We start from the raw sequence: 17,586 nt of genomic DNA on the forward strand, positions 1-17,586 counted from the left end.
CAGAATGAACTACCCACCAAAAGGAATATAGCTATTTTTGTTTTCAACCGAATTCAGTCTTGTTCTAAATCAGTAAGCGAATGCAAAATTACACAAAATCCGCTTAATGCCCGAGATTTTCCGTAAAAAGTTCCATCCAACACCGAAAACGCCGTGCCCCGTCCTCGCCATACTTGCTTACGCTCTTCAACGCCTGTTCCGGTGTTTTTTCCCGGTCGGGATGGGATTTGGAATAAAATTTATCCGCATAACAGATGAGCTGTTCTTCCAAAGTCTCCGGATAATAATCCTGTACGGGTATTGGCAAGCCCTGCGCTACGACTTCTTCCCGTGAAAGCCCCGCGCCGGTATGACGCTCGCACACCCTGGCATGGAGCGGAAATCCTTCCGCACGCAACATCTCCGCCCCGAGATAACCGTGGCAAATATAAGGTGCGTCTCCCGTACACAAAATACCGGGAGCGTGGGTATGCAAAATGCCGATATCATGCAACAAAGCTGCTTCTTCCAAAAATGCCTTGTCCAAATCCAGTTCCGGATGGAGTGCTGCAATTTTCAGGCAACGGTCGGCCACCTGGCGGCTATGAATCCATAGAAGTTCCCTCAAACGGGGGCTGTCAGCGTAATATTTATCTATCAGGGCTATTGCATCCATTTTATTTCAGCTCGGATTAATCGCCACAAAAGTACGATAAAAAACAGTGTTTTCCTAAGAACCATCCTTAAAATACATAAAGGCAGACCCGGAACTCTCTCATCCGGGTCCACCCACCTTAACGCCAATCGTTTACGGGACGATTACTTTTTTCTTATATGTATTACCGTCTTTCGCCGTCAGAGAAACCACATAGATTCCTCGCGGAAGGACGAAATCTTCAGAAACTTTCAGCCCCTTACGCCGTTCTAACACATATCCTTGCGTATGGTAAACCGAACAATCCCATCCTTCGGCCTGCACCACACGGATATGCCCTTCCGACACCGAGACTTTGATGCCGGACTCTACCCATGAGACACGGGTCGGCACCAATTTATGACACCACAAATACAAGGTGTCCACACGTGCACCGTAAGCCAACGCATACAGTTTCCCGTTGGTTTCCGCCTCCATCTTCTGTTCCATCGCGCCTATGGACTGGCCTAAACGGTAAAGCCGTGTCCCGCTTTCGTCATAGATGTCCATCCGGCAAGGAGCATTCGCTCCCCAGACCAATGAATCACCAGCCTGCGCCGTGACTTCGTAAGCGTAAATCCGGCCTTCTTCGGGTTGCACGACCATGGCCGAATCACCGTAAACCAAGGAACGGAAATCCAATGCCACCGGAACGTCATAGGCAAACGTGTCGGTACGCGCCTCAGTCCAACGTCCGGAGGTATCGCCGAAACGCATGCCGAATACCACGTCGTCCGGGCAATAGGCAGTACAAGTTTCCCAATCCACCGTGTAATCCTCCGGGATCTCATGCGGCACGACACCCTCTACGTCCACCCCAATATCATCCGCCGCAAAAGGATTGGCCGGGGTGACTTCCACCCGTGTGGTTTTTCCGTTGTTGAACCAATATTCATAGGCTTCTATACGGTTGTTGGCCAAAGAAGGTTCTGCCTTCACAAAATAACGGGAGAACGGCGCACTCCAACGCCCCGCCTCATCCCGGCTACGAAATGACACGCGATGAAGCCCGTAGGACAAATCCGACGTGGAAAGCTCCAGTTCCACCATGCCTCCTTCGGCCGCGCCTTCCACCCGTGCGGCATAATCGCCGTCTATCCAGCACTCATAGCTCCGCAGGGTATTGGAAGAATAATCCGGCCCGAGACATACAAAATTACGGGTCATTATCCCTGTCCAACGTCCGGCTTCGTCGGCAAAGCGGAGCATAAGACGGTGCACGCCCGGCACCAAGCCTGATACGGGAAGCTCCAAATCGAGACGGCCGTCGACCAAAGCGGCCTCCGCCCATTCGCCACCGTCTATGGCATATTCGCATGTGGCCATGCCGGTGCCGTCATACGCTTTTCCCAAACGGAGGAAATAACGGCAAAACGGACTGCTCCAACGCCCCTGCGCATCGCATGCACGGAAGTGAAAACGGTGTATGCCCGGACGTAAATCCGCCACATCTATCTCTATCCCCACGCTTCCTTGTGTCTGCTCCACGTACGTACGCTGTGTGTCGTTCCCGTCTGTCCAGTATTCATAACCGGCCATCTGTGCGGCAGCAGAAGCAGGGAAAAGCGAAAGGGCGGGAAGTAACCAATGATAGATTTTCATACGCACCTCCATTTCCCGTTAGTCTTCGGTTTGCGCCTCTACCGTCATGCTCACTTTCAGCTTGCCGTCGGCGGCCACCGTCGTGTCGATATGGCTTTCTTTGATTTGGGGTATGGAAGGCGTAGGGTTGTAAGGATAAGGACCACCGTAAAGTCCGACCTGCGTGCCGTCCGTCCCTACGTACTCTTCGGGATATTTCAGTTTGAATGTTTTCACGCCGTCCCATGCCAGATCGTTCATGCTTTCCTCGAAGATTCCGGCATATTTGCAGTCTACCCAGTTGCCAGCTCCTATTAGATTATATGGAGTATTATCTATAAAAACACAATTATTAGCCACTACACCACTCGAAATATTAGATGCCTTCACGATACTATTACCTAATGAAAGCCCAACCAAATTATTTTGATACAAAGAATTTATCAATGAGTGATCAACATTTACGGTACAATACTCTTTAGGAAAATCTATAACCGCGACATAACTGCCACAAATATAAAAATTTTGATGGTTGCACCAATTACCTGCACCGAATTGCACACCATCACAAACACTTTGCCGTAAAACAAAGTTCTCCGTACTGGATTCAAAAAGAAGAGGACGTTCAGAGCCACTTAACTGACATTTCACAATCTGAAAATCCCGAATCACACCTGAGCTTTGAAATAATACATAAGAAAGTTTAAGACCTTCTAATCGGATTCCATCAACTTTTACACCTTCCTTCACCATTTCACCGTCATCGTCCACTACATCCCGAGGTTTAAAATAAAGACCATCTTCAATAATTGTAGGATATATCCCGTTCTCCATGTCTGACACAAAACCATTCCCTACAACAGACAATGATTTTTGAAATTCATGATTAGAAAAAGAAAACACCCCCGCACTCAACGTAACCACGTCCCCGCTGTCCGCAGCAGCCGTGTAAGCTTCCTCCAAGGCCGTTTTACCGTAATACACACTCACCTCATCCCCGTGTTGAAGGGTTGCCATGAGGACATCCGTCCCTTGCTGCGCACGTCCCCAAAGAGCCACGCCGCAAGCCATCATCAAGAGAAAAAATTTCTTCATATTCTTCATCTTTTTTATTGCGTCCGTCAGCCATCCACCGGACTGTTTACAATCATTTTCAAGATTTAAAGAGGAGCGTGAGGCTGCTTGCCGGACTGCTTGCCACAATAGCGGAATCCCCATTCCGGTGAAAACGCAAACAGCCAAACAACAGCCTCACGCTTATGGATATACATGCCCACATCCCCTGACGAAACAGGGAATGCAAGCACGGGTATATACATGAAGCGTGAGCATCTGTTGTATCACTTTGCGTTCTCATTTAGAATTTGGGGATTTTCTATTGCGACAAAGTAATTTCCAAAAAGACGCTCTCTTCTATTCTACCATCCCGACACTACGGGACTCGGGACAAAGATAGCGAAAGGTGAGCGCAGAGACAAACGAAAACAAAGTTTTCCGGCTTGCCTATGCCGAACCGCATCCTATCTTCGTGAAGACAAAGATATGAAATTTATTTGGACACCACAAAAGAAAAACCGGGACTTTTTCTGCAAGCCGCCAAAAAGGAAAACGGGGAACTTACTTTTTGTCATTTTGTCCATCGCGTCCACTCGTGGTTTTCATATTCCGGCGTCCACCGCACAGCAGGCACAAACACGCGAATCTCGCACCTCATGCCATACCCCAAAAGACAGCTTTTTGTAGAAAAAACGACAAAACGACAGACATGCCCCCTCCTCCTCCGGCCAAAAACCGTCGGACTGTAAGCCGTAAAGCATTCCGTGCGACATTTTGACACCCCGTACTTGTACATCCGAAATGCCCAAATAGAGATAAAAAACCCGTTTCAGGGCTGCTTTTCCCTTCCTACAGCCCTCGAAAATATCGTTTTTACGAGTTTTCACATTCAATCGGCTGAGATTCGTTTTCCGCTTTCAGCCAAACGATTTTTATTTCGGCTCATAAAAATCATATTTTCTGCGGACATCCTGCCGCCACCAAGTGAAAAAAAGGGCATTTTTTAGCGGAAATCCATCCTATCTGCTCCTTTTTATAGCGAGTGAAAAGACTAAAAAACGCTAATTAAGTAGCAAAAAGATTCATTTTTACCTAATTTTGCCGTCAAAATGATTATAACTCAACCCATAAATCCTCTCTGGAAATGCTCACATTCATCTCTTGTGCCAAAACCATGACGGAAAAAACGCCGACGGTGCTTCCCCCAGCCTCCTCTCCTCTGTTCATCGAAGAGGCACGTCATATCGCCTTGTCCATGACGGCCTATACGGCCGGAGAACTGGCCGACATGCTACATGTCAATCCTCAAATCGCGGCACGCACCTGCCTGCAATTCCGCACATTCCATGACGAAGGGGCAACCGGACTTCCGGCCTTATCGGCCTACACGGGCATGGTGTTCAGGCACATCGCGCCACAAGATTTCACGGCGGAAGACTGGGCATACGCCCAAAGCCACCTGTTCATCACCTCATTTCTCTACGGGCTGTTGAGACCGGCCGACCGCATCCGGAACTACCGGCTGGAAGGGCACGTGCGACTGCCGGAGGAAGAAGACCGTACCCTGTTCGCCTATTGGCGCGCACGCCTGACGGACACCTTCATTTCGGCCATACGGCAACAAGGGGGCATATTGGTGAATCTGGCCAGTGCGGAAATGAAAAACTTGTTCGACTGGACACGCGTCACCCGGGAAGTACGGGTGATTACCCCGGATTTTTATACTTACAAAGGCGGACGGTTGTCCACCGTAGTGGTCTATGCCAAGATGTGCCGGGGCGAAATGACACGTTTCATCCTAAAGAACCGTATTGAAAATCCCGAAGATTTGAAAACCTTCGAATGGGAAGGCTATCGTTTCAATCCCCGTGAAAGCCACGATGACCATTGGGTCTTCACGCCTGGGACATAACCATGTGCCCGCATCTCCCGGCAAAACCCGCTCCGCCCCTCACGAGTCCATAAAAAAACACGCCCGCCGGAGTCATATCCGACGGGCGCACCTATCAACACATTTTATCGAGATCAAGCCTCACGGCAAGCCTTCACAGTCTCTACCAGACGCTCGAAATCTTCAGGATATACGTCGCCGATGTTCCCGATACGGAAAGTGTCGGCCTGGGAAATCTTGCCCGGATATATCACGAAGCCCTTCGCTTTCAACTCGGCATAGAAAGCCTTGAAGTCGAAATCCTTCTCAGGATAAAGGAACGAAGTGATAACCGGCGACTGTACGGCTGCCGGCAACAATGCCTTGAAGCCGAGCGACTCCATGCCTTTTACCAATACTTCGTGGTTCTTGCAGTAACGGGCATAACGGGCTACCACTCCCCCTTCGGCCTTCAGCTCTTCCATAGCTTCCTTGAAGGCGCGTACCACGTGGGTAGGCGAGGTGAAACGCCACTTGCCATGCCCTTTTTCCATCGTCTCCCACTGGTCGTAGATGTCGAGCGACAAAGAACGCGACACGCCCTTGCAAGCCATCAGTTCACTGCGACGGGCGATGATAAAGCCGAAACCGGGTACGCCCTGGATACATTTGTTCGCACTGCTGATGAGGAAATCGATGCCGAGTTCCTGCACATCCAAAGGCACACCGCCGAAACTGCTCATCGCATCCACAATCAGCTTCTTGCCATGCGCCTTGACCACACGGGCCAATTCCGGCAGCGGGTTCAGGATACCCGTAGTCGTCTCGCAGTGTACGAAAGCCACGTGGGTCACATCGCCGTGGCGCGACAGGTTCTTCTCCACCATTTCGGGGTCTACCTGCATGGTTTCCTCGAAAGCCACCATGTCGTAGGCAATACCGTGGCGGTCGGCAATGACTCCCATGCGGTTGCCGTAAGCACCGTTGCTGAAGATAAGCAGTTTGTCACCCTGCTTGAGGGCACTGCCCAACACGGCTTCCACACAATAGGTACCGCTACCCTGCATCAGCACGGAAGTGTACTCTTCCGGATGTTTCGTGGCCATCTCCACCAGCGATTTGCGGATTTCTTCCACGATTCCCACATTATAATCTTCATCCCAAGTGCACCAGTCACTCAGCATGGCTTCTTTTACGGTTTCTGAAGTGGTCAACGGACCGGGCGTCAACAAAAGATAAGGTCTCATATTCTTGTTTTTATAAATTATTGATTCATTTTCTGATTTATCATCTCGATTATTGCCGGAAGTTCCGTAATGTCGTCCACCACATAGTGGGCACCGGCTTCCAACATGCGGCGGCGCACTTCGGCCTTGCGTGCGTCCAATTCACCGGCCGGCATGGCTGCGACCTCTTCCTGCGTGAGAGCCAGTTCGTTGCTTCCCATAACCACACCCACGGTCCACACTTTGGCGTTCACGCCTTCTTTGATGTCGGCTATCGTGTCTCCGTACTTCAACACGCAATCCACCGACGGTACGGCCAAATCTATCATATTCCGGTAGACCATATAAGGATAAGGACGTCCGGCAGGCAGATGATCCGAAGTCACGCAGTTGTCCACTTTGTAACCGGCTTTTTCCGCAGCCGGAATCACGATGTCCATCATCTTGTCGGTATATCCGGTAGTGGAGCCTATCTTGATACCGGCCTTGCGCAATGCCTCTACGGTATCCACCACGCCGGGTATCGGTTCGGAATAATTCTCCAAGGTGTCAAACAACACGCGCTGAAAAGCCACGTAACGGGCCTGCACGTCCTCATCGGTGTAGTCGCGACCGAACTTCTCGCGGAAAGCAGCCTTGACCCGGTCGATGTTGAACAGGGCACGGATTTCCTCAATCTTAGTCAGCCCCATGTAAGCACGGGTCTCTGCAGCCGTCACCGGCACGCCGATCTCGTTGAAACTCTCGATGAAAGCCGCCACGGGGGCAAAGCAACCGTAATCCACAGCCGTACCGGCCCAATCTAAAATGATGCACTCAATTTTTTTCATGTTTCTATGTTTGAACTAATGGTTTATCTGTTTTTAATCACTTCCGGGGAAAGGGCATACTCCTCGCCCTCGCAAGGGAACGGCGCAGAGGGAGTATAGACGAAATTCTTCGGGCCACGGTGGCGTTCCCGGCGGTAACGCCATACGATGTAAGCCGCAGAGCAGGCAAAAGACACACTGCAAATGATGCCCACATAACTGCACGCAAAGTTATAAAATTGCAACCAGTTGACATCGGGATTGAAACATTCCTTGAACACCAGAACCAACACCGTACCCATGTAACCGATGAAATCCAGCGTGATAATGAAGAAGCCCACGTTGCCTTTTATCCTGAAACAAGCGATGAAACGCTCGAAGAAAAGAGTCTGGAAACTCAAATAGACGGTATAGAGGCACAGGCTCTGCAAGAAAAGCCAAAGCGTGACGGGCAAATTCCAAGCCTCGTAATTGAAGGCCACACTGCTCAACACGGCACAGCCGCAAGTAACCAAGGCCAACAAAAGACAGAGCACCTTGACGTTGCTCTTCACCATCGACATGGCTGCGAACAGTATGAGGATCACCAAAGTGACCGTAGCGTCGATCTTGGCAAAAGCCCATGAAGACAAACCGGCCGCCTTTACGTCGATGATTTTCACGAGGAAGTCTTCTTTAAGGTCTTGCAACACGGTAATGAACAGGTTGGCAAAGAAGAGTATCAGCAACACGGGCATGAAGCTCTTGAATACGGCCGAACGTCCCTTGCGGTCGAGAGCCACACGCTCCGTACGCAATTCCATGTCGGCCTTCGTAGGATGCGGAAGCCGGGTCATCGCCCATCCCAACAAAGAAAGCAACGGGAAAGCAAACGCACCGATGAACGCGGGCATCCAGAATTCGCTGACATGAAGCCCGTTCATCACGAAAAGCCCCAACGACTTGGCCGTACCGGAACTGATGGCGATACTCAAACCCATCAGACTGGCCAATAAATCCGTCACCCGCCGGCCTTCTAAGAAACTGAATATCACACCCCACATGCAACCCAACGACAGCCCGTTGAAGAACAAGGCAAAGACATTATAAGGACGGGGCAACGCTCCGAACAACACCAAAGACAATTCGGCCACAGCCACAGAGGCGATAATGAACTTCAGCCGGTTCTCTTTTTTCATCTCCGAAATCACCTTGATACCGATGAGTTTGGAGAGGAAATAACCCGCAATCTGCACGATGCTCGTGGCCGTCTTATAGTCCATTCCGAAAAAATCAAGCCCGTCGAACGTGGCTGCCGTGAAAGGCTTGCGAAGTGCATATACCAATGAATAAGACAACAAAGCCGCACCGCCGGCCCACAAGATGAACAATACGTCCGAGAGTGCCTTTTTCTGATTTGCCTTCAATTCCATAATCTCCATTTTTCTATCGTTTCTTGGTTTTCGACGGCAAAGTTATCATGTATTCCCAAACGGAAAAATGAAATTCTATTATTAATAACTTTCATGTAATCAACGAATTGTTATGTAACATTAATGAAACATTCATGCAACAGAACTATAACATGAATGTATTTACTTTGCAGTCGGTAATACAATATAAAAGGTGCAATGAACGAACTTTTTGAGATTTACAAACGCATAGAATACTTGAGAAACAACGGAGTGAAGATGAAAGAAATAGCCGACCATACCCAAATGGCGGCCAGCGTACTTTCTTCGCTCTACTCCAGCGTCCTGCCGACCTTTATCGGCGAAGTAAAGAAAGGCATTGCCGAGGAAGAGGCTTTGGACTATGCCCTCTCGCAAGTGAACAACGTATCCAAGAAACGGCTGCTCGGGAATCTGGAAGACATGAAAGAAAGGCTTTTTGAACTGGAACCGCCACAAGGCGGAGAAAAGAGAAAAAGCCCTTTTTGGGACATGATGGCCAGGGAATCGCAGGTTTCCGCACAGGAGGCCTATAATTACAGCGGCATTTATATCAGCTACAGTCTCTCGTCGGCTGCTGACGCCCTGAAAGTGGAACCTTACCTCATCACGGCTTCCGAAAACAACGAATACGTACGGGTGGTGCACATGAGTGCCTACAACACCACCCATTCCGGCGTGGGGCTTTTCAACAATCACACGAGTTCCTACATCCTGTTCAACGAGCGTGAGAGTCCGGAACTGGCTCTTTTTACCATCTACCTGCAACTCCCCATGTACGACTTTCCTAAAATGCTGAAGGGGCTTTACCTCTGTCTCGACTACAACCGTAACCCGATAGCACGCCGGATTCTCTTCGTCAAGCATTCCGACAGCACGGATATGGACGATTTCCTGGCGCTGAAAGGCGAAATCATTCCCAAAGAACAAATACCGGACGACCTCTTACCTTATTATAATTATACGTGCCAACCGGGAGATTTCATCAAGACTTGTACCGTCCCGTCTCCGTCATTGGATACCCAAGACTTGGAACGGGAAAAAAAGATGCTGGAACTCTGAAAAACAAAAACCGCGCTTCTGCCCCCGACGGACAAAAGCGCGGCTTCTTCTATCTTATATCTTATTTATACTCCTGCCAACTCTTTATCTGGATCTGTTCCATATCCATCTGACAGAACGCCTCGATGAATGCCTTGGCCAAACGGGCATTCGTCATCAACGGTATGTTGTGGTCGATAGCGTCGCGACGGATACGGTAACCGTTCGTCAGTTCACGCTTGGTCTGGTCTTTAGGGATATTGACAATCAAATCGAACTTATGCTGGGCTATCATCGTCAACACGTTGTTCTCGGCTGCCGTATGCTCGTCGGGCCAATGCACGGCTATCGCTTTCACTCCGTTGTCATTCAAGAAGCGGGCCGTACCCTCCGTGGCATAGATGTCATAACCCTTGGCGGCCAGCATGCGGCTGGGTTCCAGAAGGTCTACTTTAGACTGCACCGCGCCGGACGAAAGCATCACCGCTTTCTTCGGCACACTGTAACCTGTAGCAATCAAGGCATTCAGCAAAGCCTCATTGAAATCGTCCCCCAAACAACCGACTTCTCCGGTGGAAGACATGTCCACACCCAACACGGGGTCGGCATTCTGCAAACGGGCGAACGAGAACTGCGAAGCTTTCACGCCGATACGGTCGATGTCGAACACCGACTTATCGGGACGATCGTACGGTGCATCCAACATGATACGTGTGGCGGTCTCGATGAAGTTGCGCTTCAACACCTTCGACACGAAAGGGAAACTGCGGGAAGCGCGGAGGTTGCACTCGATGACCTTGATTTGATTTCCCTTAGCCAAATACTGGATATTGAAGGGACCGGAAATGTTTAACTCACGGGCAATGCGGCTACTGATTTTCTTGATGGCACGCATGGTTGAAAAATACAAGTGCTGAGCCGGGAACACCAATGTGGCATCGCCTGAATGCACACCGGCGTATTCGATATGTTCCGAGATGGCGTATTCCACCACTTCTCCGTTCTGTGCCACGGCGTCGAACTCCACTTCTTTCGTTTCCTGCATGAATTGGGACACCACTACCGGGTACTCTTTCGACACCTCACGAGCCATTTCCAAGAAACGGGTCAACTGTTCCTCATTGTGACATACGTTCATGGCCGCACCGGAAAGCACGTACGACGGACGAACCAATACAGGATAACCCACCTTGTCGATGAAAGCCTTCATGTCGTCCAAGCTGGTCAGCTCCTGCCAAGCCGGCTGGTCGATGCCGAGACGGTCGAGCATGGCCGAGAACTTGTTGCGGTTCTCCGCACGGTCGATAGACACAGGAGACGTGCCCAGGATGTGTACCGACTGACGATGGAGTTTCATGGCCAAGTTGTTCGGTATCTGTCCGCCCACGGACACGATGACACCGCCCGGCTGCTCCAAGTCGATCACGTCGAGCACACGCTCGAAAGACAACTCATCGAAATAGAGACGGTCGCACATGTCGTAGTCCGTCGAAACCGTCTCTGGATTATAGTTGATCATGATGGACTTGTAACCCAACTTGCGTGCGGTCTGTACCGCGTTGACGGAGCACCAGTCGAATTCCACCGAAGAACCGATACGGTAAGCACCGGAACCCAACACGATGACAGACTTGTCATTCTTGTAATAATTGACATCGTAGCCGTCCGTACCGTATGTCATGTAAAGGTAGTTCGTCAGTTCCGGATGTTCGGATGCCACCGTGTTGATGCGCTTCACAGCCGGTAAGATACCCAGTTGCTTACGGTACTGGCGCACCTGAAGGTTTTCCTTCTCCATATTGGTGCCTTCCGGCTTGAGCACGAAGCGTGCAATCTGGAAATCGGAGAAGCCCAACCGCTTGGCCTCACGCAATAACTCAGGAGTAACGGACTCCAACGTATCATGTCCCTCCAGTTCTTTCTTCATATCGACAATGTTCTTCAACTTGCCGATGAACCACGGGTCTATCTTCGTCAACTCATAAATACGCTGTATGGTATACCCTTCTTCCAAAGCTTGTGCCATGGCGAAAATACGCAAATCCGTCGGGTTGGAGAGCTCTTCGTCCAGTTGTTCGAAATGCACGTGGTCATTGCCCACAAAACCGTGCATCCCCTGGCCTATCATACGCAAACCTTTCTGGATAATCTCTTCGAACGAGCGGCCGATAGACATGATTTCGCCTACCGATTTCATGCTCGAACCGATGTGACGCGACACGCCCTCGAATTTCGTCAAGTCCCAACGTGGTATCTTGCAAATCAGATAGTCCAGCGAAGGAGCCACGTATGCTGAGTTGGGCGTCCCCATCTCGCCTATCTGATCCAACGTGTACCCCAAGGCAATCTTGGCAGCCACAAAGGCCAACGGATAACCGGTGGCCTTGGAAGCCAACGCCGAAGAACGGCTCAGGCGGGCATTTACTTCAATGACACGGTAATCGTTAGTCTCGGCATTGAAAGCATATTGGATGTTGCACTCGCCTACGATTCCCAGATGGCGGATACATTTCTTAGACAAATCCTGCAACATCGTCACTTGTTCTTCCGTCAGCGAACAAGTCGGCGCCACTACGATGGACTCGCCCGTATGGATACCCAACGGGTCGAAGTTTTCCATGCTGGCTACGGTGAAACAATGGTCGTTCGCATCGCGGATGACCTCGAACTCGATTTCTTTCCAGCCTTTCAAGGATTCTTCCACCAAAACCTGCGGTGCGAAGGTAAAAGCACTGCCGGCCAATTCGATGAAACGTTCCTCGTCCGGACAGATGCCGCTGCCCAAACCGCCTAATGCGTATGCAGAACGAATCATGACCGGATAACCGATTTCACGCGCCGCAGCCAAGGCGTCTTCCATATTCTCTACCGCCTTGCTGACAGGAGTCTTCATCGGGATTTCGTCGAGTTTCTTCACGAAAAGGTCACGGTCTTCCGTGTACATGATGGCTTCCACCGAAGTGCCCAACACTTCCACGCCGTATTCCTTCAACACTCCGTTACGATACAGTTCCGTTCCGCAGTTCAGCGCCGTCTGGCCTCCGAATGCCAGCAAAATGCCGTCGGGACGTTCTTTTTTAATGATTTCCGTCACAAAATAAGGAGTGACCGGCAAGAAATAGACCTCATCGGCAATTCCTTCGGAAGTTTGAATGGTAGCAATGTTAGGGTTAACCAACACAGAACGGACACCTTCTTCACGCAATGCTTTCAGTGCCTGTGAACCGGAATAATCGAATTCACCGGCCTGACCGATTTTCAACGCTCCGGAACCCAAAACCAAGACCTTTTTGAATTGTTTCTTCATCCTCTTTTCAGAATTATAGTTGTTTTACAATCACACGCTTTCGAGAGTCCCGCTTTACACAGAACCCCAAAATTGGGACAAAATTAAGCATTCTATTTTTTTTCTCCCAGAAATTCACGGGAAAATATCGGCAAAGGGGGAAAAAATCAACGTTTCCGCTCCAACTCTTGTAAGTTCTCCAATTTTTTCTGTTCCAAAAACTCATAAATGCCGCACAGGTGCTCACGCACCTTTCCATGACCAAATTCGTACACTTTACTAACCAATCCGTCCAAGAAGTCCCGGTCGTGGCTCACCACAATCAGCGTGCCGTCAAACGCCACCAAGGCTTGCTTCAAAATATCCTTTGTCTTCAGGTCCAAATGATTGGTAGGTTCGTCCAATATCAACAGGTTGACCGGGTTGAGCAGGAGTTTGAGCAACGCCAGACGTGTACGTTCTCCCCCCGAAAGCACCTTCACCTTCTTGGTACTTTCCTCGCCCCCGAACATGAAAGCTCCCAACAAATCGCGTATCTTCGTGCGGATTTCCCCTTGGGCCACATCGTCTATCGTCTGGAACACGGTCAGTTCTCCATCCAACAACGAAGCCTGATTCTGGGCAAAATAACCGATTTGGACATTATGTCCCAACGTCAACGTGCCTTCGTGCTCTATCTCCCCCATAATACATTTCACCAAAGTGGACTTACCCTCACCGTTACGTCCTACAAAAGCAATCTTGTTGCCCCGCTCTACCGTCAGGTTGACGCCGCCGAACACACGATGGTCGCCGTAACGCTTACCCACGTCCTCCATCGTCACCGGATAGTTCCCACTACGGGGCGAAGGCGGAAACTTCAGCCTCAAAGCCGACGTATCTTCCTCGTCCACCTCGATAATCTGCAACTTTTCCAGCATCTTCACACGGCTCTGCACCTGCAACGTCTTACTGTATGTACCCTTGAAACGTTCGATATAGTCTTTGGTTTCCTGAATCATCTTCTGTTGCTCCTCGTACTGTCTCATTTGCTGTTCGCGCCGTTCCTTACGGAGTTCCAGATACTTGCTGTAATTGACTTTGTAATCGTAGATACGCCCCATCGTGACTTCTATCGTACGCGTCGTGATATTGTCCACAAACTTGCGGTCGTGGCTGATGACCACTACGGCACGGGCACTCTCCGTCAGAAAATGTTCCAACCACTGTATGCTTTCGATGTCCAAATGGTTGGTCGGCTCGTCCAACAGCAACACGTCAGGCTCCTGCAACAACAATTTAGCCAACTCGATGCGCATGCGCCAGCCTCCGCTGAAATCGCTCGTAGGCCTCGTAAAGTCCGAACGCTCGAATCCTAATCCCAACAAGGCTTTTTCCACATCTTCTTCAAAATGGGTCAGGTCGATGGCATAGAACTTCTCGCTCATCGTGGCCACCTTCTCTATCAAAGCCATATAATCCTCGCTCTCATAGTCCGTACGGGTTGCCAGTTCATTATTCAGGACTTCTATTTCCCTTTCCATTTCCTTCAGGTGGGAAAAGGCCATCGAAGCCTCTTCAAATACCGTACGCCCGTCTTCCGTCATCAGATGCTGTGGCAGATAAGCTATCACACAATCCTTAGGAGCCGTGACACGCCCCCGCGTCGGCAGCCTCACCCCGGCCAATATTTTCAATAATGTACTCTTTCCTGCCCCGTTTTTTCCCATCAAGGCAATACGGTCTTTCTCGTTAATCTGAAAAGAAATATCGCTAAACAAAGTCGTTCCGCCGAATTCCACGGCCAGTCCGTCTACAGATACCATAAATTATTTTTGAATATGAATAAAAGCTTTCAATCTCTTCCGCTATGCGTAATCAGCATGCGGATTTTCCGGTTCAAGTCGTCGCACCCCATCAATTCCTCTATCGTCAGGTGCATACGGTAATGCCAGTAGTTTCGCGGATTGGAAGGTACGTTAATACGTTCAAAATCCGCATCGGGATAACGCAACCGTTCATCTATCGACATCCAGTCCTGCCACGAAATCAGACAGAGCATCGAAGGAGAATAAAGATGACGTGCCACTACTTCTTCGCACAACCACCCCGGTATGGAAGCAGGAGCCTCCCCGTCTTTTTGCAACACCTCGTTGAAATATTGTTGCGCGCGCACGGCATCCTCTTCCCACCACCCGCGAAGGGTGGGCATATCATGGGTAAATATGGTGGCCACGCTCCGGTAAGGATTTTCTTCCAACCGTCCGAATTTCAGCCCGAACTTCTTGGGCATGGTTTGAATCTCAAGCGTCAGGATGCGCAGATCGTCCATGACCCAAGGGACGCATTCCGGCACCATGCCCAAATCTTCGGCACACACCAGCATTTGAGTCGCTTCCACCAAGACGGGCAGTTTACGCATGGCCTGCCCGTACCAGAACTCGTTGTGCCGATGGTAATAATAATCTTCGTATAAGGCATCGAAAGCCCGTTTCTCTTCCTCGCTCAATGTCTGGTACAGATAATCGCACCGGGCCGAAATACGCGGATGATATTTGTCCGGCTGTTTCGGGTCGGGAATGAAGAGCACATTACTGATAAGCGCATACAACCCCTCACGCAAAGCCGCATCCTCGGCCGAAGACTTTCCGGCAAAAGCCGCTTCCACCTTACGTTGCGTGTCATACTCGGGCTTCAACGCATACCAATCCATGCCCAAAGCATCCAGATAAACGGCCTTCACTTCCTCGGCACGTTCACCGAACAGTTTATCCAATACCCAATCACTGATATTGGGATGGGTAAAATAATTTTTCCGGAACCGAAGCCCATAGCCCTCAATCTCTTCCACACTCATCGGAAGCGAAGGGGAAAAATGTCCCAGCAGACCATGTACCGAGTCGGACGGAATCTCCCATATCCGGAAGAATCCCAGCACGTGGTCGATACGATAGGCATTGAAATACTCGGCCATCTTACGGAAACGACGCACCCACCAACTGCAACCGTCCTCGAGCATGACCTCCCAGTTATAAGTAGGAAAGCCCCAGTTCTGGCCGTTGACCGAAAAATCATCGGGCGGCGCACCGGCCTGGCCATCCAGATTAAAGTAGTACGGCTCCACCCAAGCCTCCACACTGTTGCGGCTGATGCCGATGGGGATGTCTCCCTTCAGAATGATACCCTTCGCACGGGCATAATCGGAAGCCGCCAACAACTGTTCATGCAAGCAGAACTGTACATAATAATAGTAAGAGACTTCCTCGTAGGCCGGAGCGGACGGACGACAAAAAGCACGTATGTCTTCCGTCCTGTATTCCGCATACTCCGGCCATGCGTGGAAATCGGCCGTCCCGAAACGGTCGCGCAACACGCAAAACGCCGCATAGGGCACCAACCAATCTTCGTTCCGCTTGAAAAAAGCCGTAAAGCGTTCGGAGGACAGCATTTCTTTACCCTCACGACGGAACACGGCATGCAGATACTCTTGCTTCAAGGCACTTACCGCCTCGTAGTCCACTTGGGGCAAAGCATTCAAAGCCGCCCGCCGCTCTTCGTATTCCGCCATTTCCTTTTCGTCCGCAAGCTTCGGCAACTGGCGCAAATCGACATACTGGGGATGGAGCGCATAAATGGAAATACTATTATATGGATAAGAGTCCAGCCAATTCTTATGAATAGTCGTGTCGTACACAGGCAACAGTTGAATGACGCGCATCCGGGTAAGCACCGTCCAATCGACCATAGCTTTCAGGTCGCCGAAATCCCCCACCCCGCAACTGCCTTCGCTACGCAATGAAAAAACGGGTATGACCACACCGGCCGCTTTCCAACGGTTTCCCCGAATCCGTAACGGAGGATCCGAGATAACGACCACTTCGTCTTTTGCCACCCCGCTTATCGGCAGCACACGGTTTTCTCCGCCTTCCCACGCCACGAAATCGCCCGTCTTCGCATCAATGACGACATATTTATATTCCATGGGAAAAGTGACACCGGCCGCGCTCAAGGTCACACTCCACTCGTACAGCCCCGTCTCTTTCATGCGGAACGCAAAGCCCGGATTCCACTCTCCCAACGCCGGTTGGTTCCCAAGGAGAGCCAACGCCTGCCCTTCCTCAAGCTGAGGAGCACTCACCTTCAACATCAACGTACTGTTGAAATATGGCAGTCCTTCCGTCTCGGCCGTATGCGGACGAACACACTGCGTAAAAGCGGAAGTATAAAGATGAGACAAGAGGGGGACATCCTGCCAGGCGTCCCGGAACAAATAAGTTTTGGTGATGTCGGCCCTGAAACGGCGAGGTACGAAGTCCCATTCCGTCCGGAACTTACGGCCTTCCTTATATACACTATAATGATAATGAAAAGACCGGATGCGTCCGTCAGTAATGAGCACTTCTCCCGTCCATCGGTGGCCGTCACGGGTTTCCATCGGATAAGTCTGTGTCTGGGTACGTCTCTTTGCATCGACCAACGTCAGGGACACCCTGACGTCTTCCCCCCAATGCGTCAGATATTCTATCGAGAAATGCAGTTTCATAAATTTGTGGGTTTGCTCTTTAAAAGTATTCGTACAAAGATAAGAGATGAAGGGCGGAGAACAAAATAAAAACCTCTCTTTTTACGTCATGA

At 50.3% G+C, this 17,586-nt stretch carries 11 protein-coding genes; 2 read left to right on the forward strand and 9 right to left on the reverse strand.

Translation table 11 applies throughout. The features are described from left to right. Positions 1 to 103: 103 nt before the first annotated feature. The 3 genes from HMPREF9441_RS00525 to HMPREF9441_RS00535 form a co-directional block, all read right to left on the reverse strand. Positions 104 to 655, reverse strand: a complete 552-nt coding sequence (locus HMPREF9441_RS00525) for an HD domain-containing protein (RefSeq protein ID WP_008616712.1) — start codon at positions 653 to 655, stop codon at positions 104 to 106. 132 nt (positions 656 to 787) lie between these two features. Then, positions 788 to 2,275, reverse strand: a complete 1,488-nt coding sequence (locus HMPREF9441_RS00530; RefSeq protein ID WP_244949538.1) for a hypothetical protein — start codon at positions 2,273 to 2,275, stop codon at positions 788 to 790. Positions 2,276 to 2,293: 18 nt separating this feature from the next. Further along, the gene (locus tag HMPREF9441_RS00535; RefSeq protein WP_244949539.1) at positions 2,294 to 3,349 is read right to left on the reverse strand and encodes a hypothetical protein; all 1,056 of its coding nucleotides are present in this window, start codon (positions 3,347 to 3,349) and stop codon (positions 2,294 to 2,296) included. A gap of 1,105 nt (positions 3,350 to 4,454) precedes the next feature. On the opposite strand from HMPREF9441_RS00535, the gene HMPREF9441_RS00545 reads away from it, so the two are divergent. Then, a complete protein-coding gene (locus HMPREF9441_RS00545) occupies positions 4,455 to 5,222 on the forward strand; it encodes a YaaA family protein (protein ID WP_008616724.1) in 768 nt (255 codons plus the stop codon). Between the two features lie 113 nt (positions 5,223 to 5,335). Here HMPREF9441_RS00545 and HMPREF9441_RS00550 read toward each other — a convergent pair whose 3' ends face one another. The 3 genes from HMPREF9441_RS00550 to HMPREF9441_RS00560 are packed head-to-tail and all read right to left on the reverse strand — an operon-like array spanning position 5,336 to position 8,636. Beyond that, positions 5,336 to 6,427, reverse strand: coding sequence for a 2-aminoethylphosphonate--pyruvate transaminase (locus HMPREF9441_RS00550; RefSeq protein WP_008616726.1), 1,092 nt, complete (start codon positions 6,425 to 6,427; stop codon positions 5,336 to 5,338). A 17-nt stretch (positions 6,428 to 6,444) separates the two neighbouring features. After that, entirely contained in the window at positions 6,445 to 7,236 is a 792-nt protein-coding gene (gene phnX / locus HMPREF9441_RS00555) for a phosphonoacetaldehyde hydrolase (protein ID WP_008616728.1), read from the reverse strand. Positions 7,237 to 7,259: 23 nt separating this feature from the next. Continuing rightward, positions 7,260 to 8,636, reverse strand: coding sequence for a DUF5690 family protein (locus HMPREF9441_RS00560; protein WP_008616730.1), 1,377 nt, complete (start codon positions 8,634 to 8,636; stop codon positions 7,260 to 7,262). Positions 8,637 to 8,825: 189 nt separating this feature from the next. Here HMPREF9441_RS00560 and HMPREF9441_RS00565 point away from each other — a divergent pair, with 189 nt between their 5' ends. Continuing rightward, positions 8,826 to 9,707, forward strand: a complete 882-nt coding sequence (locus tag HMPREF9441_RS00565) for a hypothetical protein (RefSeq protein WP_008616733.1) — start codon at positions 8,826 to 8,828, stop codon at positions 9,705 to 9,707. A gap of 61 nt (positions 9,708 to 9,768) precedes the next feature. Here HMPREF9441_RS00565 and carB read toward each other — a convergent pair whose 3' ends face one another. The 3 genes from carB to HMPREF9441_RS00580 form a co-directional block, all read right to left on the reverse strand. After that, the gene (carB, locus tag HMPREF9441_RS00570) at positions 9,769 to 12,993 is read right to left on the reverse strand and encodes a carbamoyl-phosphate synthase (glutamine-hydrolyzing) large subunit (protein ID WP_008616734.1); all 3,225 of its coding nucleotides are present in this window, start codon (positions 12,991 to 12,993) and stop codon (positions 9,769 to 9,771) included. 146 nt (positions 12,994 to 13,139) lie between these two features. After that, the gene (locus tag HMPREF9441_RS00575) at positions 13,140 to 14,777 is read right to left on the reverse strand and encodes an ABC-F family ATP-binding cassette domain-containing protein (RefSeq protein WP_008616736.1); all 1,638 of its coding nucleotides are present in this window, start codon (positions 14,775 to 14,777) and stop codon (positions 13,140 to 13,142) included. Positions 14,778 to 14,806: 29 nt separating this feature from the next. After that, positions 14,807 to 17,494, reverse strand: coding sequence for a 4-alpha-glucanotransferase (locus tag HMPREF9441_RS00580; RefSeq protein ID WP_008616737.1), 2,688 nt, complete (start codon positions 17,492 to 17,494; stop codon positions 14,807 to 14,809). Between the last annotated feature and the right edge of the window lie 92 nt (positions 17,495 to 17,586).

The sequence above is a fragment of the Paraprevotella clara YIT 11840 genome, from assembly GCF_000233955.1.
GTDB classification, from domain to species: domain Bacteria; phylum Bacteroidota; class Bacteroidia; order Bacteroidales; family Bacteroidaceae; genus Paraprevotella; species Paraprevotella clara.